A 20,522-nucleotide genomic window follows, 5' to 3' on the forward strand; every position below is an offset into this window, starting at 1 on the left:
GCGAAAACGGCCCGGTCCGGCAGCCCAGAAACTGCCGGACCGGGATTAACCAGATTTTCAGCCCTGGTGCGGTATCCACAGGGCATCATGTTGAATATGGTGTGCCAGATCGGCGTCGTGCCGCCCCCAGCCGTGGATGGCCGTCGCCATCCGCGCCATGAGGTTGCGGTAGGCGCGGCGATGCGCACGGCGGGCCAGGGACGCTTCGGCGCCGTGCTTCAGGACCTGTCGGTTGCCGGATGCCGAATCGTCACATCCACCCCGATGCACGTCGGCGAGCGTGTGTTCGTGCGGCTGCCGGGATTTCAGGCATTTGTCGGCGAAATCGTGTGGATCGAGAACGGTCAGGCCGGTGTCCTGTTCGATGTCGCGCTGCATCCGGCGGTTGTCGACCACATCTGTCAGCCGACAACGCGTCGCTGACCCGCGGCGAGCCGGACGATCAGCGTTTGGCAGCGAACGCCATCACCTGCTGCATCATCACATCGATCCCGCCCGCCGATTCCGCCAGCCAGTCGCTGTTGCCGACCGTGTTGATTGCAACACCCATTGGCGTCGGCCAACCGCGAAGGGCGTGAACGACGGTCCGCAGCGCTTGCATGGTCGATACCGCCGCCTGCCAACCAGCCGCTGTGGCGATCACGCCGACCGGCAATCCGTCCAGATAGGGGCGGGCATCGCCCCGCGTCAGTTCGATATGATCGAGCGCGTTCTTGACCAGGCCGGACAAGGTGCCGTGATAGCCGGGCGATCCGATAACCAGTCCGTCCGCCGAGCGCACCGTATCGATAAAGGCGCGGATCAGATCATTGTCCATCGCCGATTCCGGGTCGAAATTCGGGAAATCGATCGCCGGACCGGTCAGCAAGGTGGTGCGCGCGCCCGCCGCCTGAGCCGCATCCAGTGCGCGGGACAGGGCGGCGGCCGTACCCGACAACGGGCGGAGCGTGCCACCGATGGCAACGATATGCGGCTGGGTCATGCGGTGGAGCGCTAGCCCATGGCTGCACCGCTTTCCAGAAGGATTTACGGCCGCCTGCGTCAGACGCGGACGGAGCGCCACGCCTCTGCAATCTCGGCAAGATCGGCGCCAACCCGGCGAAATGGTTCCGGATCGCCGCCAAGGCTGGCGTCGATCACCTGTTTCCGAAGGCCGGAATAGAGCGTGGCCAGCGTGCGGGACACATCGCCGCCGCGATCGAAATCCAGCCCCGCCTCCAGCGCGAACAGGATGGCAATGGCGCGGGTCACCCGATCGCTCTTCATCTTGAAATTGCGGTTTTCCGTCGCCCATGCGGCCGTGGCGAGTGCGCGGATCAACTCTTCATAAAGCAGCGTGACCAGCGCATGCGGATCCGCGCCGCCTGTCCGCCCGGCCAGATCGACCGCGCGATAGACGCGTTCCGGGTTCGCCAGTCGGGATGGCTTGGTCATCGCGTTCAACGCTGGGCGTTCCACGCGTCGATCTGCTGGGTCAGGAAGTTCTGCGTCGATTTATAGGCGGCAACGCGCGCGTCCATGCTGGCAAACTGCCGGGTCATCCGGGTACGCGCGGCCTCTGCCTGCTCGGTCGCCTTTGCCTGCTGATCGGTCAGGTCGCTTTGCTGGCGATTATATCGCTGTTCCGATGCGCCAAGGCCGGTGGACCGGCTGGTCGCGGCGGTCGAGATGGCGAACAGCGCGCCCGACAAACCACCGGTTCCGGCTGCAAACATCCGGCCGACCGCCTCGGGATAGCTGGTCAGCGCGCGGTTCAGCTGGGCGCTGTTGACGCTGAGCGATCCATCGCGGGCCGTGGCGACACCAAGTTCGGCGAGGGTGCGCGGCGCCTTGCCATCCGCCGGGATCAGCTGGCGCAGGGACAATTCGCGCATCGCCTGCATCATCGAACGGGCGCCGGGATCAGCGCGCAGCGGACCGGAAATCGGGTCCGTCGCCTCCCGCAGCGCGGAGTAAAGCTCGTTATAGGTGGTGACAACATCGTTCACCGCCTGGCGCAGATTGTCGGTCGGCTGCGACGCGCCGATCTTGATCGTGGTGCCCGTGCTGGCCGAAACCAGATCGAGGCGGACGCCGGGGATCAGATCGGAGATGCTGTTCGTCGACCGGCGAACGGCAACGCCATCGACCGCCACAACCGCATCAGCGGCGGCGGTGCCGATGTTCGTGCCCGTCGCCCCCACGCCGATGGCAAGCGCCGACAGGCCGGGGGCGGCCTCATCCTCCGTCGCGGTGAGCCGGAACGCCTGTGCCGCACCGCTCGCCCCCTTAAGAACCAGGCGCGCGCCTTCGCTGTCGGCCACGATGGAGGCGGTGACCCCCGCCTTGGCAGCGTTGATCGCGTCGCGGACCCCGGTCAGGCTGTTGTTGGTTTCGTCGATCGTGATGTCGATTGCGGCCGAAGCGCCGGCGGTAAAGCCGGTCATCGTCGTGCCGGACACGGTCGCCGTGCCGAATTGAAGGGACAGCACGCCCGTGCCGATCGCGGCGGCGGGATCCGTTACCGGATTGGCAAAGGCAACCTGTGCGGCGGCAAGCTGGCGCACCTCCACATCCGCGTTCAACGACGTGATCTGCGCCCCGTTCAGACTGGTGGCGCGCACGATGCTGGTGTTGCTGCTGGTCGCTTGGGTGGTCAGCGTGCCGCCACTGACGAGCTGAGACAAGGCAGTTGAAAAGCCGCTGATGCCGCTTTTCAGCTGCGCGACCGTCGACAGCTGCGTCGTCAGCGTTTCCTGACGCTGTTCAAGCTGGGCGTTCTTGGCCGCGAACTGCGCCTCGACCAGGCTGTTGACCAGCGCGGTCGTGTCAATCCCGGAGCCGGTGCCCAGCGTCTTGGTGATCGATTCAACCATGGTCCGTATCGCCTTGCGCTATTCCCAACCAGAAACGACCGAACGTCCGCCCGGCTTTAGGGTTTTCGGCTGAGTTGATTGCCATTTTCGTCGAACCAGGCGGTGCTCGGCACATCGATGTCGGGCAGCGCCGGACGCGCCGCGGCGTTGATGTTGAAGATGAAGGCAAGGACGGTGGCGATCGCCATGTACAGGTCGTCGCGCACCTCCTGCCCCTCGCGGCTGGTGTAATAGACCGCGCGGGCGAGCGTCGGATATTCCAGCACGGGCTTGCCCATTTCGGCGGCCAGTTCGCGGATGGCGAGTGCGGTGTCGCCGCGCCCCTTTGCTACCACGACCGGCACCATGTCCTGACCCTGCACATAGCGCAGCGCGACGGCGAAGTGCGTCGGGTTGGTCAGCACGACGTGCGCCTCTGCCACTGCCTTGCGGAACCCGCCCTTCAGGATCTGGCGCTGGCGCTGACGCTGGGCGGCCTTGTTCTCCGGATTGCCTTCCGATTCCTTGTGCTCGTCCTTGATTTCCTGCTTCGACATTTTCAGCCGGTTCATGCGGCGGATGATCGCGATGGGCAGGTCGATGGCGGCGATGGCGGCAAGGCCCGCTGCCATGGCGAAGACGAGATAGATGAAGGTGTCACCCAGCGCGCCCATCGCTCCGGGCACGTCGGACGCCATCAATCCCGTCATGTCGTGCGCCGCAGACCACAGGATCGACCCGCCGATCGCGCCGAGAAGGATCGCCTTCAGGATGGCCTTGCCAAGCTCGATCCAGCCCTGCGGCCCGAAAATCCGTTTGAGGCCCGCGCCGGGATTGATCCGGCTGGCCTTGGGTGCCCACAGCTTGCCATTGAAGCGCAGGCCGCCGATCCCCGCCTGCGCGAACAGCGCCGCCGCTGCGGTCATCGCCAGCAGGCCGCCCAGCGACGGGGCGATTTTCCACCCCGCCTCCAGAATCGGCTGCCAAGGCTGAAAATCCTCGATCTCGCCGCGCCCAAAGGCAAAGCTGGCGCGCATCAGTTCCTTGCACGCGCCCAGCAGCGACGGTCCCAGCGTCGCCATCCACAGACAGCCGGCCAGAATGACAATGGCCGCGCTAAAATCCTGGGATTTAAGGACATCGCCGTCATCCAGCGCCTTTTGGCGGCGTTTCTGGGTTGGTGCTTCTGTCCGTTCGCCGGCGGTCTCTGCCATCAGCCGAACACCAGGTTCTGCGTGGCATCAAGCCCTTCGCGGACGATGACCTGCATGTAATCGCCCATGGCGGGCAGCGCGACGAACAGCGCGACGACGCCGACCAGCAAGCTGGCCGGCAGGCCGACGGCGAACAGATTGAGCGACGGGGCCGAGCGGGACAGCATCCCGACAACCACGTTCATGCACAGCAACAGGAACCCGACCGGCAGGGCGAGCAGCAGCCCGGCGGCAAAGGCATAGCCGCCGAACATGGCAATGTCGCGCAGCCGCTCTGCCGCCAGCCATGAGGCACCGGGCGGCATCACCTGATAACTGCGCACGATCAAGTCGACGAGGATCAGGTGCCCGTCGACCGACAGGAACAACAGGGTCAGCAGGACCGACAGGAAATTGCCGAGCGCAGGGCTTTGCTGGCCGTTCTGCGGATCGACCGCGGCCGCAAAACCGATGCCCATCGACATGCCGATAGTTTCAGCCGCGACCAGCGGAGCGGCAAATGCGATCTGCAGGACAAAGCCGAGTGCCAGGCCGATCAGCGCCTCTGCACCGATCGCTAGAAAGGTGGTCAGCGAGAAAATCTCTGCCGGGGCCTGAACCGTCGTGACGTTGAGCGTCAGGATGCCGATGGCGGCCGACAGGATGACCCGCACCTGTACCGGGACAGCGACTGCACCGAAGACCGGGGCGGCCAGAAACGCCGCGCCGATCCGCACCATGGTGAAGACCAGCGCCCAGAGCTGAGGTTCGATCGAGAGGCCGAAGCCGAGCATGTCAGTGCAGCGTCCGGCGATCCCCGGCGCCGGACGGCGCCGTCAGCGGTGGCAGGGTGATCGCGCGCGGCCGGGACGGCCAGCGCAGCGCGCCAGTCGGCGCGGGCGCGACGGCGGGACAGGGTGTCATCGAACCAGCTCCGGAATGCGTTCAAAGATGCTGATGGTGAAATCGCCGAGCAGCGACAGGATCATGCTGCCGAACACGACCAGCGAGACGCCGACGATCGCCAGTTTCGGCACGAAGCTGAGCGTCTGTTCGTTGATCGACGTTGCCGCCTGGATCATGCCGAGGATCAGGCCCGACAACAGCGCCGGGATCAGGATGGGCGTGGCGGCCAGCGCCAGCACCCACAGCGCCTCGCGCGCGACAGAAAGGAAGTAATCGGCGTCCATGTCAGGTCATCCGGCAAAGGGGTGATAGGTCGTGTCGGTCGAGCGCGCTCATGTGACGAAACTGTTGGCCAGGCTGCCCATCGTCAGCATCCAGCCATCGACCAGCACGAACAGCAGAAGCTTGAACGGCAGGGAAATGATGGTGGGCGACAGCATCATCATGCCCAGGCTCATCAGCACGGTCGCCACGACAAGGTCGATGATGATGAAGGGCAGAAAGATCAGGAAACCGATCTGGAACGCGGTCTTCAGCTCGCTGGTGATGAAGGCGGGCAGCAGGACCGAGAAGGGCACGTCGGCCGCGTTCTGGAACGGCCCCGTCTTGGCCATGTCGGCGAACAGCTTGATATCCTTCTGACGCGTCTGCGCCATCATGAACCCGTGCAGCGGCTTGCCCGCCAACTCGATCATCTGGGTCGCGCCGATCTGTCCGGCGGCATAGGGCTGGATCGCGGTGGTGTTCATCCGTTCGATGGTGGGCGCCATCACGAAAAAGGACAGGAACAGCGACAGGCCGATCAGCACCTGATTGGGCGGCGTCTGTTGCAGGCCAAGCGCCTGGCGCAGGATCGACAGCACGATCAGGATGCGGGTGAAGCTGGTCATCATCAACAGGATGCTGGGCAGGATCGTCAGCAGGCCCATGATGATCAGGACCTGCAGCGACAGGCTCAGCGGCGCATCGCCGCCGCCAAGGTCGCCCAGCGCCCGATCGATCGCATCGCCCGCACCCGGCGCCGCAGGCGCGGCTGGCGGGACGGGGGCGGGGACGGCGATGCCGGCCGCGTGCGACGGATCGGCGATCAGCAGCAGCGATGCCGTCAACAGGAACGTCGCCAGCGTGAGAATCCACGCGGGCGTTTCCCGGAACCGGTGCAGCGCCGCGGCAATCACCGCTCGATCCGATCGATCAGGGTCACGCCGCTGCGCGCGACGGACAATAATAGGGTGCGGCCTTCAAACTCGACCACCGCAAGGCGGGTGCCGGGCGAGACCATCATGGTTTCCTTGACCTGGATACGGCGGTCCGCCTGCTGGCCGGGCAACCGCGCCTCCAGCTTGCGCCACAGCCACAGGCTGCCGACCAGAAGGCCGCAGACCAGCGGCAGCAGCACCACCAGCTTCAGGATATATTCCCACATCATCAGCGGGCAGCCCGCTTTTCGGGGGACACCAGTTCGGTCATGCGCACGCCGAACCGGTCGCCGACAGTCACCACCTCGCCCCGGCCGATCAGCGTGCCGTTGACGAACACGTCGAGCAGCTCATTGGCCTGACGGTCCAGTTCGATGACGCTGGATTCGCCGAGCGCAAGCAGTTCGCGTAGCGTCAGATGGGTCGATCCGATCTCCACCGTCAGCCGGACGTCCACGTCCTGCAACAGCCGGAAATTGGCTGCGACGGCGCCGTCCACGGGCAGATCCCCGGTGATCGCGTTCATTGGAAATCCTCTTCAGGCAAAGGGTCGATTGAGGTGAGGCGGATGGCGGCATGGCCGTTGGCCGTGCCCACCGTGCCGGTGCCCAGTCGGCGATTGCCGACCATGACAGGCACGTTGGGGCCAAAGCTGATCGGGATGATGTCCCCTTCCTTCAGCTCCAGCAGCTTGCCCAGCGACAGGGTGGGTTCCGCCAGCACGGAGCGGACCGGGAAATGCACGCTCATCGCGGCGCGGGTCAGCCCGGCCAGCCAGCGCGGATCCGGTTCCGACGACTTGCCATGCACCTTGGCCGTCAGCGACGGGCCGTGCGGCTTCAGCGCGGCGACCGGATACAGAATGTCGATCATCGCCGGATGGCTGCCATCGGCGGCAATGCCGAACCGGGTGACGATCACGGGATCATCGCCATCGATGACGGAAAGCATCGCGGCATTGGTTTCAATGTTGCCGGGGGCAAAGCCGATCCGGGCGACCGGTTCCCAGGCATTGGCCAACGGGCCGCTCATCGACTGGGCCATGCGGCGGATCACGGCTTCGGCCGCCGGGGAAAACTCCGTCGGCAGGCTGTGCGGCGCTTCGCCGAAGCCGCCAAAGAACAGATCGAGCAGTTCGAGCGCAAAGCGGCCAGGGACGACCATGATCGCCTGGCCGCCGTCCGGGCTCATCGCCACGGGCAGCCAAGCAGTCAGCCCCGGTTCGCGCTGCGCGCGATACTGGGCAAACCGTTCGACCTCGACCGGTTCGGCCCAGCTGCGCACCGCGCGCCGCAGCATCGGTTCAAACACCCCGCGCAGCGAACGCGCAAACCGCGCCGACAGATGCTGCAGCGTATGCAGATCGCCGAACGGGTTGACGTTGGACACGCCGATCGCAAGCGCATGTTCCGCCTTGCCGCGGGGCTGTGCGCGCCGTTCCGTGTCCGGAGTGTTTGAAGCCGTGTTAACCATCGGCGTTCACTGAACGATAAAATTGGTAAAATAGACGTTACTAATTCCGCCAAAGCCCTCTTTTTGCTTCAGCGTGTCGTTCACCGCCTTGGTCAGCCGGCGCTGCAGTTTCGCCTTGCCATCGGCGGTGAACACCTCTTCCTCCTCGGTCTCGCTCAGCGCGAGCAGGATGGCCGAACGCACCGCAATCTCGTGCGTTTTCAGATTGTTGATGACCGTGTCGTCATAGGGCGTGGAAACGGCGACGCCGACCTGGATGAAGTGGACGCTTTCGCGCAGGTTCGACGTGAACTCTTTTTCTAGGGCATAATAGTTGCTGGCATATTCATCGCCGCCTTCGCCCTTTGGTGTCGGCTTGCCGGCCGATTCGGAGCCGCCTTCGCTGCCCTCGCCTTCGCCGCCGCCTTCCTTGCCGGCCTCGGCCCGCTTCTGTTCGGAGTGAGGGACCAACTTGGGGCCGGATGCTTCGGCATGGCCATCAGCCTTGCCGCCGATCACGCCGCCGAAATACAGGCCGGCGCCCGCGCCCCCGCCGCCCAGGACGAGGACGCCCAGGCCGATCAGGATCCATTTCATCTTGCCGCCCTTTTTCTTGGGCGCTGCTTCGTCGGTTTTTGCGTCGCTCATTGGTCAGGTTCCTTGCAAGTCACGCGATGCGGTCATCGGGCCGAGCCTTGGCGTCGGCGTCGGCGGTGGTTGAAACGGAGGATGCAGGGCGCGGCCGCGACGGCGCGTCCTGTTCCGGCTGGTAAGGGGATCGGCCCGGCGACTGCCGGTCGCTGCCATCGAACTGGGCGGTCAGGCGCAGCCCCCGGCTTTCAGCGAGTTCGCTCAGGCGGGGCGCAGCCTCGGCCAGCATCGCGCGGGCGCTGGCCTGTTCGGCGGTCACCTGGACATCCGCGACGCCGCTGCGTTCGGTAATGCGGATCTCGATACTGCCCAGCGCATCGGGCGACAGGCGGATGCGTACGTCCTGACGCCCATCGGCGCGCAGCGTTTCAATCCGGTCGATCATTGTCGCCATCCATTCGCGCCGTTCCATGTCGAGCCGGCCCTGATCCGCAGCCGCAGGCGCAGCGACGGCGATGCCGGGCAGCTCGGCGTGCTGAGCACCCGCGGGGCCGGTTGCGGCAAGATCGACGGCCAGGTCGATCAGGCGGGCGCCGCTGCGCTGGGCACGGTCATCCAGCGCGGTCGCGATCTGACCGATGAACAATTGTGCCGCAGGCACCGGTTCGGCGCGGGCGGGCGGGGCGGCGGTGTGCAGCGGCTGCGGTTGCGGCTGCAACTGCGACTGCGGCACGGGATTGGTGTCGGCAGGGATGGGCGGTCCAGCCTGACCCATGCCGATCGGCACTGGCTGCGCGGCCGCCAAAGGCTTGCCGTCGGAAATTGCGCCCAGCCCAGCTGGCGGAAAGGGGAGTGAGGACATCGGCGCTGCACGGGCAGGTGCCGCTGGCGCTGCGACCGGCAATGGTGCCGGACCTGTCCGCGGCTCGGCGGGCTGAAGGGCGGGCGGGACCGACACGGCCGCCGGGTTTGCGGGCTCGCTATCGCTCACCACCGGCAGGACGGCGTTCTGGGCCGGCTGCACGGGTGATGCGATAGTCTGCAATCCCTGTCCTTGGTCGGGCAGGGGCGCCGGTGCGGCTGCCGGTGCCGGTGCCGGTACCGCTACCGCTGCGGCCAATGGCTGAACAACGGGGGACGGCATCGGCCAGAATGGCATTTCGGCAACCGATGCAGGCTGGTCGGCATCGGAGTCGGGCGACGTTTTGGGCGCTGCCGCATCCATTTCGATCGAATCGGACGGGGCGGTGAGCAGCGGCTCGACCGGCAGGGTTTTGCCGATGGCGGCACCGTTTTGCCGGTTAGCGATCGCCAGCGTTTCGGGCAGGGCTGCGATGACGGGTTTGACCGGCGTAGGGGCAAGCCCGGCCAGCATCGCGCCGAAACCGGCGGAAACGGCCAGCGGTCCGGGCGCGGAGACGCTTCCGGGCACTGGGCTGCCGGGCAGGGCAGCGAAGGAAGGCAGCATGGTCGGCATCGGTTCAATTCCCATGCCGATCCATTCAGCAAGGATCGTGCCGTTTTGGCGGCTTGCCCGGTGGCAGGGATTCCATGGCGCGCCGGGCGCGGGCGGCGGCTTCTCCGGCGGCACGCTGCATCAGCTTTTCCATCGCGGTTTCATCGCGCCGCGCCTCGACCGTGCGGGCGCGGGCCTGATCCAGCTGGCGGGTGGCACCGGCCACGCGCTGTTCGGCGGCCATCGCCGTCTGGTTCAGCCGGTCCCGATAATGGGCCGACGCGATCATGGTCAGCGCGGCATCGGGCGCGGGGGTTGGTACGGGCGCGACTTCGGCGGCAAGCTGGGCGATGCGGGTACGCAGCGCCTGTTCCTCGTTCAGCCGGCGCTGCGCCTGCGCCTCCTCTGCCTGAACCAGGCTGAGCTGAAGGCCGCGAACGCGGTGCAGCCGGGCGAGCCGAGCGCTTTTGCTATCCATCGCCGAACACGCCGATCAGTTCGGCGGCGGCTTCCTCCAGCGGGATCACCGCGTGGGAATCCTGGCGGATATAGTCCATGATCGCCGGGTGGCAGGCGATGGCAAGATCCAGCGCCGCATCCGTCCCCGTGCGATAGGCACCCATCAGCACGAGATCGCGGTTTTCCTCATAGGTGGCGAGGTGACGGCGCAGAATGCGGGCCGCCTGTTGATGCTGGGTCGGCGTGATGTCGGTCATCACGCGGCTGACCGAGGGGCCAAGGTCGATGGCGGGATAGACGCCGCGTTCGGCGAGCTGACGCGACAGCACGATATGGCCGTCAAGGATCGAGCGGGCCGAATCGACCACGGGATCATTCCCGTCATCGCCATCCGCCAGCACGGTATAGATGGCGGTGATCGATCCGCCGCTGACCACATCCGTGCCCGCCCGTTCGATCAGACCGGGCAGCATGGCGATGGCCGAGGGCGGATAGCCGCGCGCGCTGGCCGGTTCGCCCAGCGCCAGCCCGATCTCTCGCCCGGCATGGGCAACGCGGGTCAGCGAATCCATGATGAGCAGTACCTGCTTGCCCTCTGCACGGAATGCCTCGGCAATGGCCGTGGCGCGCAGCGCACCCCGGATGCGCAGCACCGGCGAATGATTGGCCGGCACCGCGACGACGACCGACCGGGCGCGGGCATCGCCCGACACCTTGGTTTCCAGGAAATCGGCAACCTCGCGGCTGCGCTCGCCGATCAGGCCGACCACGATCACATCGGCCTTTGCCGCGCGGACCATCATGCCGAGCAGCACCGATTTGCCGACACCCGATCCGGCCATGATGCCGACGCGCTGGCCCTGACCAATGGTCAACAGGCCGTTGATCGCCCGGACGCCGACGTCCAGCGGCTTCAGCACCCGGCCCCGGTCCAGCGGGTTTTGCAGCCTGCCGGCCAATGGCCAGCGGCCGGCGCCGCGGATCGGGCCCTGGCCGTCGATCGGATTGCCCGCGCCGTCGACGACGCGGCCAAGCAGGGCAGCGCCCACCTCTGCCTCACCCGGTGCACCGATCGGCCGAACCGGCGCATTGGGGAGCAGGGGCGCGGGCCCGCCCAGGTTCATCATCAAGGTGCGACCGCCGCGAAAGCCGATGACTTCGGCCTGCACCAGCCCGGCACCCTCGCCGATGGCACACACCGTACCGACGGGCAGGGAGAGGCCCACCGCCTCCATCAACAGGCCGTCATAGCTGGCCAGCCGTCCCGCGACGCGCGGTTGCGGGGTGAAATCCACCTGATCGATGGCGTCCAGATACTGGTCGGTAAAACGGCCGAGCATCAGTTCGGCACCGCCGCACGGTTGATCGCGGCATCCAGCTGTTCGAGCCAGAGCGCCGGGCCGTCCTCGATCAGGGTCGACGCCGATTCAAGGACGAAGCCGCCCCGATCCACGCCCGAATCGCCCACGGCAAAGACGGATTTCGGCAACTGCCCCTCGATCAGCGGCATATCGTCGGGATGCAGGCGCAGCAGCGCCGATTCGCCGCCATCGGCAAGCAATTCGACCGCGGCGGCAATGCGTGCATTCATGCGATCGGCATCGATGCCGGTATCGCCCACGATCCGGTGGACCAGTTTCTGGACGGTTGCGCGCAGCCGGGCAGCCATGCGGTCGCGGTCGACCTGAGCGCCACTGGCAAGCGCGGCCGCGATCCGGTCGCCCAGCGAATCGCCGCGTTCCCTTGCCTGGCCGATTTCGCTCAGCGCAGCAGCCATCCCCTCGGCATAGCCGGCGGCGCGGGCAGCATCGATTGCGTCCAGTGCGGATTCGGCCGGATAGGGCTCGACACTGGCGGACAGCGGATCCCAGCCCTCGGTCGGGTTGCGATCCGGGTCGGCCGGGCGGAAATGCCGCGGGCCGGGCGTTTCCGGGCTGAAGCTGCGCGGTTGGGCCGCCGCTGCCGGCGTCGGCGCGATCGGCCGCTCGGCAAATCCGGCGGGCGGCGCAAAGGCACGGGCGAGTGCGTCCGCCGCCATCTGATGCCGACTGACAAAGCCGGGCGCGAAATCAGACATAGTCGTCCTCGCCAGCGCCCATCATGATCGTACCGTCCTTGGCCAGCTGGCGGGCAAGCGTGATGACCGCCTTCTGCGCCTCCAGCACCTCGGACAGCCGCATTGGCCCGCGCGATTCCATCTCGTCGCGGATCTGGTCGGCGGCGCGGCTGGACATGCAGCCCAGGAACCGCTTGCGGGCCGCTTCGTCCACGCCCTTGAGCGCGCGGACCAGGGTGTCGCTGTCGACATTGCGGATGAGCGTGCCCAGATTCTTGTCGTCGAGGTCGAGCAGATTGTCGAAGACGAACATCGCCTCCTCGATCGCGCGCGCGACATCGCGGTCGATCTTGGCCAGTTTGGGCATGACGCGGGTTTCCGTCGCCTTGCGGCCAGAGGACAGGATCTTTGCCGCATCGCGCGTGCCGCCGATCTGCAGGCCCGACCCGCCGCTCGCCTGACCGGCACGCTTGGCCAGCATCTGTTTCAGCGTGTCGATCGCCTCAGGCGTGATCGGGCCCAGCTTGGCGATGCGGTGCAGCACCTGGGGCTGAATCGCCTCGGGCAGCATTTCCAGCACCTTAGCCGCAACGGCGGGGTCAAGGTTGGCGATCAGGACCGCCGCGATCTGGGGATGTTCATCCTCGATCAGCGCGGCGATCTCGCTCGGGTCCAGCCAGTCGAGCAGGTCGATGGCACAGGCGGCGGCAGGCGGCGTGATGCGGGCCAGCACGCTTTCGGCCTTTTCCGGGCCGAGCGCGCGGTTCATCATTCCCTCGATCCGAGGGCGCGGGTCAAAGCTGACCGAGGTGCGTTCACGGGCGCGATCGACGAAATCGTCCAGCACCGCCTCGACCTCGATCTCGCTGACATCGGCGACGGAGAACATCGCCTTGCCAAGCTGACGGACCTCTTCGGGTTCCAGCTTCTGCAGGATGGCGGCGGCCTCTGCCTCGCCAACCAGCATCATCAGCACGGCGGCCCGTTCTACGCCCGAATAGCTGCGCGGTTCTTCCGTCATTGCTTGGCGTCCGCCTGGATCATGTCGCGCACCGCAAGCGCGGCGCGGGCCGGGTTGTCGCGGGTAAAGCCCCGGACGAGTCCGACGCGCTCTTCATAGCTGTGTGCGGTTTCCAACATCTCAACGCTGACTGGTGGACGTTGCGGAGCATCGCCTGTGCCGGCCGGGCTGTCGGGGTCGCCCAGCGCGCTGCCGGTACCCGCCGGACGAGCCGCGGCCGGGCTGGCGACCGCTTCCCGCTTGCGGGTCATGGCGCGGACCATCGGACGGATGCCAAAGAACAGGACGAGCAGGGCGATGATCAGGGCCGTACCGTGGCGCATTGCCATCGGCACCCATTCGGCCTCGTACCATTTCGGCTCGACCTTGGCCGTCACCTCGCTGGAAAACTTGCGACTGATCACGGTCACCTGGTCGCCGCGTTCCTGATTATAGCCGACGGCCGCACGGACAAGCTGGGTGATCTGCTGAATTTCCACCGGGCTGCGCGGCTTGCCGCCATCGGGTTCGCGCAGCAGGACGGCGACGGAAAGGCGGCGGATCTGGCCCGGCATCTGGCGGGTCACCGACACTTCGCGGTTCACGTCATAGCTGCGGGCAAAGTTCTCGCTTGCCTTGACCAGCGGGGTGGCCGCCGTGGTCGTGGCTGCACCGGCTTCGGCAGTCTGGCCGGGCGGCGTTGCAGGCTGTGGCTGCTGATTGGGCCGCTCAACCGTGGCCGGAGCGGGCACGGTGTTGGATAGCGCGCCGGGGATACCGCCGGGCGTCGCACCCTCGCCCTGCGGCGTGGTGTAATTGCCCTGTTCGGCACGGACGACCGCATTTTCCTTGTCATAGGTTTCGCGGGTCGCCTGATTTTCATCCAGGTTCACATCGGCCTGGATTTCGGCGGAGAAATTGCCGGCACCCAGCAGCGGCGTCAGCAGCTTGGCCAGCTGTTCGCGGTACTTTTCCTCGACCCGGCCCTGAAACTCGATGCGGGCATCGCCGCCCGAACCCGTCGGGTCCTTGCCGCCCGGCTGGTTGAGCAGGGCACCCATCTGATCGACGATGGTCACCGATTCCGGCTTCATGCCCGGCACGGACGATGCGACCAGGTTGATGACGGACTTGACCTGCGCATCGCTCATCGTGCGGCCAGGCTGAAGTTTGACGATGACAGAGGCGGACGGCGCCGCCTTGTCGCGCACGAACACGCTTGCCTCCGGCATGGCCAGATGCACGCGCGCCTCGGCAACGGTGTCGATGGTGGCGATGGAACGGGCAAGTTCCGTCTCGCGCGCCTGGCGAAGCCGCTCGCCCTCGACCGCACGGCTGACGCCCATGGGCAGCTGATCCAGCAGGGCATAGCCGCCCGGCGCTGCCTTTGGCAGGTCCTGGGCGGCCAGCAGCATCCGGGCGCGGTGATAATCATCCTCGCCAACGGTCACCGATCCGGTTCCGTCGAGCTGGCTTTCGATCCCCGCAGCGGTCAGCGCCTCGACCACCTGACCCTTGTCGCTGTCGGGCAGGTTCTGGAACAACACGCGCTGCGGCGGGCTGGCCAGCACGGCCCAGGCCAGGGCGGCAGCGCCGATCAGGCCGAGCAGAAACAGAAACGGCAGCGCGCGTTTAACCGCGGGCTGATCCATCAAGCCGGAAATCTGCCGGAACGGGTCCGCAAGGCGATTGCCGGCCGGGACGGGCGCGGTATCGATGGTGGCGGGAGTGATCGCGTTTTCCATGGATTACACCGGCATACTCATGATGTCCTTGTAGGCGGACAGGAGCTTGTTGCGGACCTGCATCGTCGCCTCGAACGCGACGGATGCCTGCTGGCGGGCCATCATCACCTTGGCGATGTCGATGGTTTCGCCGCGTTCATACTGGGCGGACAGTTCCGATGCCTGGGTCTGGGTGGCATTCACCTGCGCCAGCGCGGTCTGCATCGAATCGGCAAAGCTGGCGGGGCGTGGAGCTTGATCCACCGGCGTCGCTGCCGCCTGTTGATTGGCCCTGGCCAGCGCCTGGTTGCGCTCAAGGATCTGGGCGCGCAGCTGCATCACCCGGTCGATGCCCATCGCATCCCCGGCACCGCGGATCGCGCTCATGCCGACACCGCCTGGGCGCTGTCGTCACCCTGTTCGCGCAGCCGGGCCAGCCGGTAGCGCAGCGTCCGTTCGGAAATGCCAAGTCGGCGGGCCGTTTCGATCCGGCTGCCGCCGCACGCCTTCAGCGTTTCGCGGATCGCCTGAAACTCGCTCATCTGAACGATGTTGCTCAGCGGCACCGCACCGTCCGTGGGGATGGCCGCGGGCACAGGGGCCGCAACCGGGACAGGCGCGGCGACCCGCGCTGACTGCTGAACCATCGGGCGGTCGAAAATGATGTCGCCAGCCTCGATCCGGTCGAGCGTTGCCAGCAACAGGGCGCGCTGGATGACATTTTCCAGCTCGCGGGCATTGCCGGGCCAATCGTGGCGGACGAGCAGGTCGAGTGCGTCCGCGCTGATCGCGGGCAGCATCTGGCGCGTGCTGGCATGACGGACGACCATTGCGGCGGCCAGCGCGGCAATGTCGCCCGGCCGGTCGGCCAGTGCGCGGGTCGACAGCGGAAAGACGCTCAGCCGGTAATAAAGGTCGGCGCGGAACCGGCCCTCGGCCACTTCGGCCTGAAGGTCGCGGTTGGCACAGGCGATGACGCGCACGTCAATGGGTTCGGCCGCAGTCGCGCCGATCGGCACCACTTCGCGTTCCTGAAGCGCGCGCAGCAACTTTGCCTGAAGCCCAATCGGCATTTCAGCGATTTCGTCGAGCAGCAGCGTACCGCCATTGGCGGCACGGAAAAAGCCTTCGCCGCCCGAGGATGCGCCGGTGAAGCTGCCCTTCACATGGCCGAACAGCATCGCTTCCAGCATGGTTTCGGGCAACGCGGCGCAGTTGATCGCAATGAACGGGCCATCGCGGCGGGCGGAGCGGTTGTGGATGGTGCGGGCCATCACTTCCTTGCCCGTGCCGGTCGGCCCGTTGATCAGGACGGTGATATCCGCGCCGGCGACGCGTTCGGCCAGCGCGAACAGCGCCAGGCTTTCGGGATCGGCGGCAACCGGGGCCATGCCGCCCTTCAGCAGCGCCGCGGCATAGCCCTGCGCCAGCGCGCCATCCTCTGCGGTAAATCGCAGCAGCGCGCTTTGCCCGTCATGAAAGGGGCGGGCCTCCAGCGGGCCATCGCCCAGGATCAGCGTACGTGCGGGAACCGCCGGGGTTTCGCCCTCCAGCACCAGGTGCATCGCCCCTGCGCTGTTCCGGTCCCCGGCCTTGGCCAGGACAAAGCCCTGGGCGCGCAACTGCGAAACCAGCGTGAATTTCGACTGGAGAACGGCTGGCGTGGCGTGGATCACGGTCATTGGAAACCCCCTGTTCAACAGGGTGATGCCGCCAATGTGGTAAACGAAGCGTAAACCATGCGGAAAATCGACCGCCCTGATCCCCGCGCCCGCGTGGGCACGGCCGGGCGGGGCGCGCACGTGCCGGTATTCCCCGCGGATTTCCGCGGTCTGGGGCGCTGTCGGCGGGGCTGCCGAAAAAAATGCTTAATGTCGGGGACAGCCTGTCGTTCACCCTGACGGCTACTCACCGCTCCCACTGTTTGGGGGGACAGAACAGCCGGAAGTAGATGGAGATCGGACCATGACTGTAATCGGAACCAACATCAGCGCCCTGCGCGCCAGCAACGCGTCGGCATCGGCCAACAACGCCCTGTCGGCCTCGATGGAGCGTCTGTCGACCGGCAAGCGCATCAACTCGTCGAAGGACGACGCCGCCGGCCTCGCCATCGCCACGTCCATGACCTCGCAGATCCGCGGCATGAACCAGGCGGTCCGCAACGCCAATGACGGCATCTCGATGGCTCAGACCGCCGAAGGTGGCCTGAACGAAGTGACCAACATCCTGCAGCGCGTCCGTGAACTGGCCGTGCAGTCCTCGTCGGGCACCTATTCGGACGAAGACCGCACCAACCTGCAGGCCGAAGTCACCGAACTGCAGGGTCAGCTGACGGACATCCTGGCGAACACCGAGTTCAACGGCGTGAAGCTGTTCGACGGCACCGCCGGTTCGGGCGGCAGCGTTTCGATCCAGGTCGGCGCGAACGCCGGTGAGACCGTTGCGCTCGACCTGTCCGAAATCGATCTGGACGACGCGATTGCCGTCGACATTTCGGACGCGACGGACGCTTCGGACGCGCTCGACACCCTGGACACCGCGATTGAGTCGATCTCGACCAGCCGCGCCACGCTGGGTGCCAGCCAGAGCCGCCTGCAGTCGGTCGTCAACAACCTGACGCAGAACATGACCAACCTGACCGACGCGCGCAGCCGGATCGAGGACGCGGACTTCGCCGCCGAAACGACGGCGCTCGCCAAGGCGCAGATCCTGAGCCAGGCGTCGACCGCGATGCTGGCCCAGGCGAACCAGAGCCAGCAGGGCGTGCTGTCGCTGCTGCGTTAAGCTGACGCGTACCGGTCCCCCCGCCCCCCCAATAGCGGGTGGGGCCGGACCGCAGTCGCCTTCCCTAGCGGAGGGCAGGAAAACCCCGGTGGCCGCAACGCCGCCGGGGTTTTTGCCTTTTAGGCCTGTCGGTACATCAAGGGTCGCGCCGCGCCTCGTCCAGCAACCGCTCGCGCCGCGCAGCTTCCGCAGCGTCGCGCTCCCGCTCCGCCCGGGTCCGCCCGTGCAGCGCGCGATTGGCCGCTGCTGTCGCTTCGGCGGTGGCCCGCGCCCTTGCCTTGCGTGCCGCCCGAAGGTTGACGACATCCCCCATGGGGATCAGCCGCGGACCTGCCTGGCCACGGCATCGAGCAGGCCGTTGACGAAATTCTTTTCGCGCTTGTCGTAAAAGGCGTCGGCGACATCCAGATATTCGCTGATCACCGCGCCGGTCGGCACGTCGGGCCGGGCGAGCAGCTCATAGGTGCCGCAGCGCAGGATCTGCCGCATCGGTTTGTCCAGCCGGTCGAGCGACCAGCCCGCCGACAATTTGGACGCGACCAGCGTGTCGATCTCTTCCCGCCGGGCATCGACGCCCTTCACCACATCATCAAAGAATTGCACGTCGGCATCGACATAATCGACGCCCTCGATGCTGGCCCCCAACCGGTGCTGATGAAATTCCGACAACAGCTGGACCAGCGGCGTGCGCTCCATCTCCTGCTGATACAGGGCCTGGACGGCACCAAGACGGGCGGCGGCGCGGGCCTGGGTTCGGGATTTCGACGTGGGACTGGGCATGGGTATCACTTGCATAGCAACCCGTTCGGTTCAGGCGAAGCCGAGAAACGGGGGATGGATCAAGGCATCGCGACGGGTCGCGACACCAACGAATAGTGGTCAGCTCGACAGGCGCAGCGCAACCGATCGGGCATGGGCGGGCAGGCCCTCCGCCTCGGCCAGCGCGACAGCGGCCGGGCCGATCGCCGCAAGGCCGGCCGGGCCAAGCGAGAGGAAACTGGTCCGCTTCATGAAATCCAGCACGGAAAGGCCGCTGGAAAACCGCGCGCGCCGGCCGGTGGGCAGCACGTGATTGGGCCCGGCGACATAATCGCCCACCGCCTCTGGCGTATGGCGGCCAAGGAACACGGAACCGGCATGGCGGACCTGCGCAAACAGGGTGTCCGCATCGTCACAGGCCAGCTCCAGATGTTCCGGGGCCAGCCGGTCGACCAGCGGGATCGCATCGGCCAGCGACGGGACCAGGATGATCGCCCCGTTGGCGTCCCATGCGGCGCGCGCCACGCGCGCGGTCGACAGCGTGTCGATCTGACGATCCACGGCGGCGGCGACGGCATCGGCAAAGTCGGCGTCATCGGTGAACAGGATCGACTGACTGGTCGGATCATGTTCCGACTGGCTGAGCAGATCGGCGGCGGTCCATTCGGGGTCGTTCCGGCCATCTGCAACGACGACGATCTCGCTGGGTCCGGCCACCATGTCGATGCCGACCACGCCGAACACCTGGCGCTTTGCCTCCGCGACCCAGGCATTGCCCGGGCCGGTGATGACATCGACCGGCCGGATGCGCTCGGTGCCATAGGCAAGGGCGGCGACCGCCTGTGCCCCGCCGATCCGCCAAACCTCGTCCACGCCCCCAAGTGCAGCCGCGGCCAGCACCAGCGGGTTCGCTTCGCCGCCGGGCGTCGGCGTCACCATTACGAGCCGGTCGACGCCCGCGACCTTGGCCGGGACGGTGTTCATCAGGACGGAGGACGGATAGGCCGCCCGGCCGCCCGGCACATACACGCCAGCCGCCGAAACCGCGCTCCATCGCGCACCGGTGCGGATGCCGTTCGGCTCTTCTGTCACGCTGTCCTGCGGCCGCTGCTTTTCATGATAGGCGGCGATGCGATCGCGGGCGAGTTCCAGCGCCTGGCGCAGGCCCGGCTCCAGTCCGTTCAGCGCCTCGACACACGCCTCGCGCGGGATGCGCCAGCCGGTGCGATCAAGGTCGTGCCGGTCGAAATCGACGGTCAGCGTCCGGACCGCATCGTCCCCCTGCGCACGGACGCGGGCGATGATCGCGGCGACATCGCGCGACACGTCGCTGTCCGCTTCGCGCCGGGCATTGACGAGTGCGTCAAACGCATCGGCAAAGCCGGCATCGCTGGTATCCAGCCGGATCATGCCGCGCGGCTTTCGCTGACCACCCGGCGGAACGCATCGATCAGGGGAACGACGCGCGGGTTCGTCTTGAACGCGGCACGATTGACGATCAGGCGGCTCGACACTTCGGCAATCACTTCAACCTCGACCAGTCCATTCTCGCGCAAGGTGCGGCCCGATGACACCAGATCGACGATCCGCGGCGCCAGCCCCAGCTTGGGCGCCAGTTCCATCGCGCCGTTCAGCTTCACGCATTCGGCCTGAACGCCGCGCGCCTCGAAATGCCGGCGGGTCGCGCCGGGATATTTGGTCGCCACGCGCACATGGCTCCACCCGCGCGGATCATCGGTCGCGGCGAGATCGGCCTGCTCCGCAATCGACAGGCGGCAATGGCCGATGCCAAGGTCGACGGGCGCGTAAAGCTCGGAATAATCGAATTCCATCAGCACGTCCGAACCGACGATGCCCAGTTGCGCCGCGCCATGCGCGACAAAGGTGGCGACGTCGAACGCGCGCACCCGGATCAGGTCGATTGCCGGATCGTTGGTGGCAAAGCGCAATGCCCGGCTGCCATCGTCGCTGAACGCGGCTTCCGGTTCGATGCCGACCGCGCGCAGCACGGGCAGGGCCTCGTCCAGAATGCGCCCCTTGGGCACGGCGATGATCAATGGCTGGGTCATTGGCTGCGGCGCTTTATCTGGGGTATGGCTGGCGCGCAAC

25 protein-coding genes are annotated in these 20,522 nt (G+C 66.7%); 2 read left to right on the plus strand and 23 right to left on the minus strand.

All coding sequences use genetic code 11. The features are described 5' to 3' along the window. Positions 1-180 precede the first annotated feature (180 nt). A complete protein-coding gene (locus ACNI3Q_RS11150) occupies positions 181-423 on the plus strand; it encodes a PilZ domain-containing protein (RefSeq protein ID WP_426277570.1) in 243 nt (80 codons plus the stop codon). Positions 424-442: 19 nt separating this feature from the next. On the opposite strand, the gene ACNI3Q_RS11155 is transcribed toward ACNI3Q_RS11150, so the two are convergent. The 19 genes from ACNI3Q_RS11155 to ACNI3Q_RS11245 form a co-directional block, all read right to left on the minus strand. Further along, positions 443-982: an NADPH-dependent FMN reductase gene (locus tag ACNI3Q_RS11155; RefSeq protein WP_426276706.1), complete on the minus strand. Its 540-nt coding sequence runs from the start codon at positions 980-982 to the stop codon at positions 443-445. Between the two features lie 59 nt (positions 983-1,041). Then, complete coding sequence (fliS, locus tag ACNI3Q_RS11160; protein ID WP_260020434.1) at positions 1,042-1,434, minus strand: flagellar export chaperone FliS; 393 nt, start codon at positions 1,432-1,434, stop codon at positions 1,042-1,044. A gap of 5 nt (positions 1,435-1,439) precedes the next feature. Next, a complete protein-coding gene (fliD, locus tag ACNI3Q_RS11165; RefSeq protein ID WP_426276709.1) occupies positions 1,440-2,855 on the minus strand; it encodes a flagellar filament capping protein FliD in 1,416 nt (471 codons plus the stop codon). A 56-nt stretch (positions 2,856-2,911) separates the two neighbouring features. Further along, positions 2,912-4,048, minus strand: a complete 1,137-nt coding sequence (locus ACNI3Q_RS11170; protein ID WP_426276711.1) for an EscU/YscU/HrcU family type III secretion system export apparatus switch protein — start codon at positions 4,046-4,048, stop codon at positions 2,912-2,914. Further along, positions 4,048-4,821 carry a flagellar biosynthetic protein FliR gene (gene fliR / locus ACNI3Q_RS11175; RefSeq protein ID WP_260020431.1) on the minus strand — a complete coding sequence of 258 codons (774 nt, stop codon included), beginning with the start codon at positions 4,819-4,821 and terminating at the stop codon, positions 4,048-4,050. The genes ACNI3Q_RS11170 and fliR overlap by 1 nt, the downstream gene beginning before the upstream one ends. 126 nt (positions 4,822-4,947) lie before the next feature. After that, complete coding sequence (gene fliQ / locus ACNI3Q_RS11180) at positions 4,948-5,217, minus strand: flagellar biosynthesis protein FliQ (protein WP_260020429.1); 270 nt, start codon at positions 5,215-5,217, stop codon at positions 4,948-4,950. Between the two features lie 48 nt (positions 5,218-5,265). Then, entirely contained in the window at positions 5,266-6,111 is an 846-nt protein-coding gene (fliP, locus tag ACNI3Q_RS11185; RefSeq protein ID WP_426276714.1) for a flagellar type III secretion system pore protein FliP, read from the minus strand. Continuing rightward, positions 6,108-6,362 (minus strand): flagellar biosynthetic protein FliO, encoded by a 255-nt coding sequence (locus tag ACNI3Q_RS11190; RefSeq protein ID WP_260020428.1) that lies wholly within the window; start codon positions 6,360-6,362, stop codon positions 6,108-6,110. The genes fliP and ACNI3Q_RS11190 overlap by 4 nt, the downstream gene beginning before the upstream one ends. Further along, positions 6,362-6,658 carry a flagellar motor switch protein FliN gene (fliN, locus tag ACNI3Q_RS11195; RefSeq protein ID WP_426276716.1) on the minus strand — a complete coding sequence of 99 codons (297 nt, stop codon included), beginning with the start codon at positions 6,656-6,658 and terminating at the stop codon, positions 6,362-6,364. The genes ACNI3Q_RS11190 and fliN overlap by 1 nt, the downstream gene beginning before the upstream one ends. Next, positions 6,655-7,605 carry a flagellar motor switch protein FliM gene (locus ACNI3Q_RS11200; RefSeq protein WP_426276718.1) on the minus strand — a complete coding sequence of 317 codons (951 nt, stop codon included), beginning with the start codon at positions 7,603-7,605 and terminating at the stop codon, positions 6,655-6,657. Before ACNI3Q_RS11200 ends, fliN begins: the two co-directional genes overlap by 4 nt. Positions 7,606-7,611: 6 nt before the next feature. Continuing rightward, positions 7,612-8,232 carry a flagellar basal body-associated FliL family protein gene (locus ACNI3Q_RS11205; RefSeq protein WP_426276720.1) on the minus strand — a complete coding sequence of 207 codons (621 nt, stop codon included), beginning with the start codon at positions 8,230-8,232 and terminating at the stop codon, positions 7,612-7,614. Between the two features lie 19 nt (positions 8,233-8,251). After that, positions 8,252-9,667, minus strand: a complete 1,416-nt coding sequence (locus ACNI3Q_RS11210; RefSeq protein ID WP_426276722.1) for a flagellar hook-length control protein FliK — start codon at positions 9,665-9,667, stop codon at positions 8,252-8,254. Positions 9,668-9,677: 10 nt separating this feature from the next. Continuing rightward, positions 9,678-10,109, minus strand: coding sequence for a hypothetical protein (locus ACNI3Q_RS11215; protein WP_260020423.1), 432 nt, complete (start codon positions 10,107-10,109; stop codon positions 9,678-9,680). Further along, positions 10,102-11,430, minus strand: a complete 1,329-nt coding sequence (locus ACNI3Q_RS11220) for a FliI/YscN family ATPase (RefSeq protein WP_260020422.1) — start codon at positions 11,428-11,430, stop codon at positions 10,102-10,104. Before ACNI3Q_RS11220 ends, ACNI3Q_RS11215 begins: the two co-directional genes overlap by 8 nt. After that, a complete protein-coding gene (locus ACNI3Q_RS11225) occupies positions 11,430-12,167 on the minus strand; it encodes a FliH/SctL family protein (protein WP_426276724.1) in 738 nt (245 codons plus the stop codon). Before ACNI3Q_RS11225 ends, ACNI3Q_RS11220 begins: the two co-directional genes overlap by 1 nt. Beyond that, positions 12,160-13,167 (minus strand): flagellar motor switch protein FliG, encoded by a 1,008-nt coding sequence (gene fliG, locus ACNI3Q_RS11230; RefSeq protein ID WP_426276726.1) that lies wholly within the window; start codon positions 13,165-13,167, stop codon positions 12,160-12,162. Before fliG ends, ACNI3Q_RS11225 begins: the two co-directional genes overlap by 8 nt. Beyond that, positions 13,164-14,891: a flagellar basal-body MS-ring/collar protein FliF gene (gene fliF / locus ACNI3Q_RS11235; protein ID WP_426276728.1), complete on the minus strand. Its 1,728-nt coding sequence runs from the start codon at positions 14,889-14,891 to the stop codon at positions 13,164-13,166. The genes fliG and fliF overlap by 4 nt, the downstream gene beginning before the upstream one ends. 3 nt (positions 14,892-14,894) lie before the next feature. Then, positions 14,895-15,257: a flagellar hook-basal body complex protein FliE gene (gene fliE, locus ACNI3Q_RS11240; protein ID WP_260020418.1), complete on the minus strand. Its 363-nt coding sequence runs from the start codon at positions 15,255-15,257 to the stop codon at positions 14,895-14,897. After that, positions 15,254-16,552, minus strand: coding sequence for a sigma-54 interaction domain-containing protein (locus ACNI3Q_RS11245; RefSeq protein WP_426276730.1), 1,299 nt, complete (start codon positions 16,550-16,552; stop codon positions 15,254-15,256). Before ACNI3Q_RS11245 ends, fliE begins: the two co-directional genes overlap by 4 nt. 283 nt (positions 16,553-16,835) lie before the next feature. Between ACNI3Q_RS11245 and ACNI3Q_RS11250 the strand changes: the two genes are divergently transcribed. Beyond that, entirely contained in the window at positions 16,836-17,654 is an 819-nt protein-coding gene (locus ACNI3Q_RS11250) for a flagellin N-terminal helical domain-containing protein (RefSeq protein WP_426276732.1), read from the plus strand. Positions 17,655-17,790: 136 nt separating this feature from the next. Here ACNI3Q_RS11250 and ACNI3Q_RS11255 read toward each other — a convergent pair whose 3' ends face one another. From ACNI3Q_RS11255 to hisG, 4 genes are all read right to left on the minus strand, one after another. Then, positions 17,791-17,967, minus strand: coding sequence for a DUF4169 family protein (locus tag ACNI3Q_RS11255; protein ID WP_260020415.1), 177 nt, complete (start codon positions 17,965-17,967; stop codon positions 17,791-17,793). A 5-nt stretch (positions 17,968-17,972) separates the two neighbouring features. Then, positions 17,973-18,434 carry a transcription antitermination factor NusB gene (nusB, locus tag ACNI3Q_RS11260; RefSeq protein WP_426276734.1) on the minus strand — a complete coding sequence of 154 codons (462 nt, stop codon included), beginning with the start codon at positions 18,432-18,434 and terminating at the stop codon, positions 17,973-17,975. A gap of 99 nt (positions 18,435-18,533) precedes the next feature. Beyond that, on the minus strand, positions 18,534-19,823 hold the full coding sequence (gene hisD, locus ACNI3Q_RS11265) for a histidinol dehydrogenase (protein WP_426276736.1): 1,290 nt from the start codon (positions 19,821-19,823) through the stop codon (positions 18,534-18,536). After that, a complete protein-coding gene (gene hisG / locus ACNI3Q_RS11270; protein ID WP_426276738.1) occupies positions 19,820-20,482 on the minus strand; it encodes an ATP phosphoribosyltransferase in 663 nt (220 codons plus the stop codon). Before hisG ends, hisD begins: the two co-directional genes overlap by 4 nt. Positions 20,483-20,522 lie beyond the last annotated feature (40 nt).

It is taken from the genome of Sphingomonas eleionomae, from assembly GCF_049889035.1.
Classification (GTDB): Bacteria; Pseudomonadota; Alphaproteobacteria; order Sphingomonadales; family Sphingomonadaceae; genus Sphingomonas.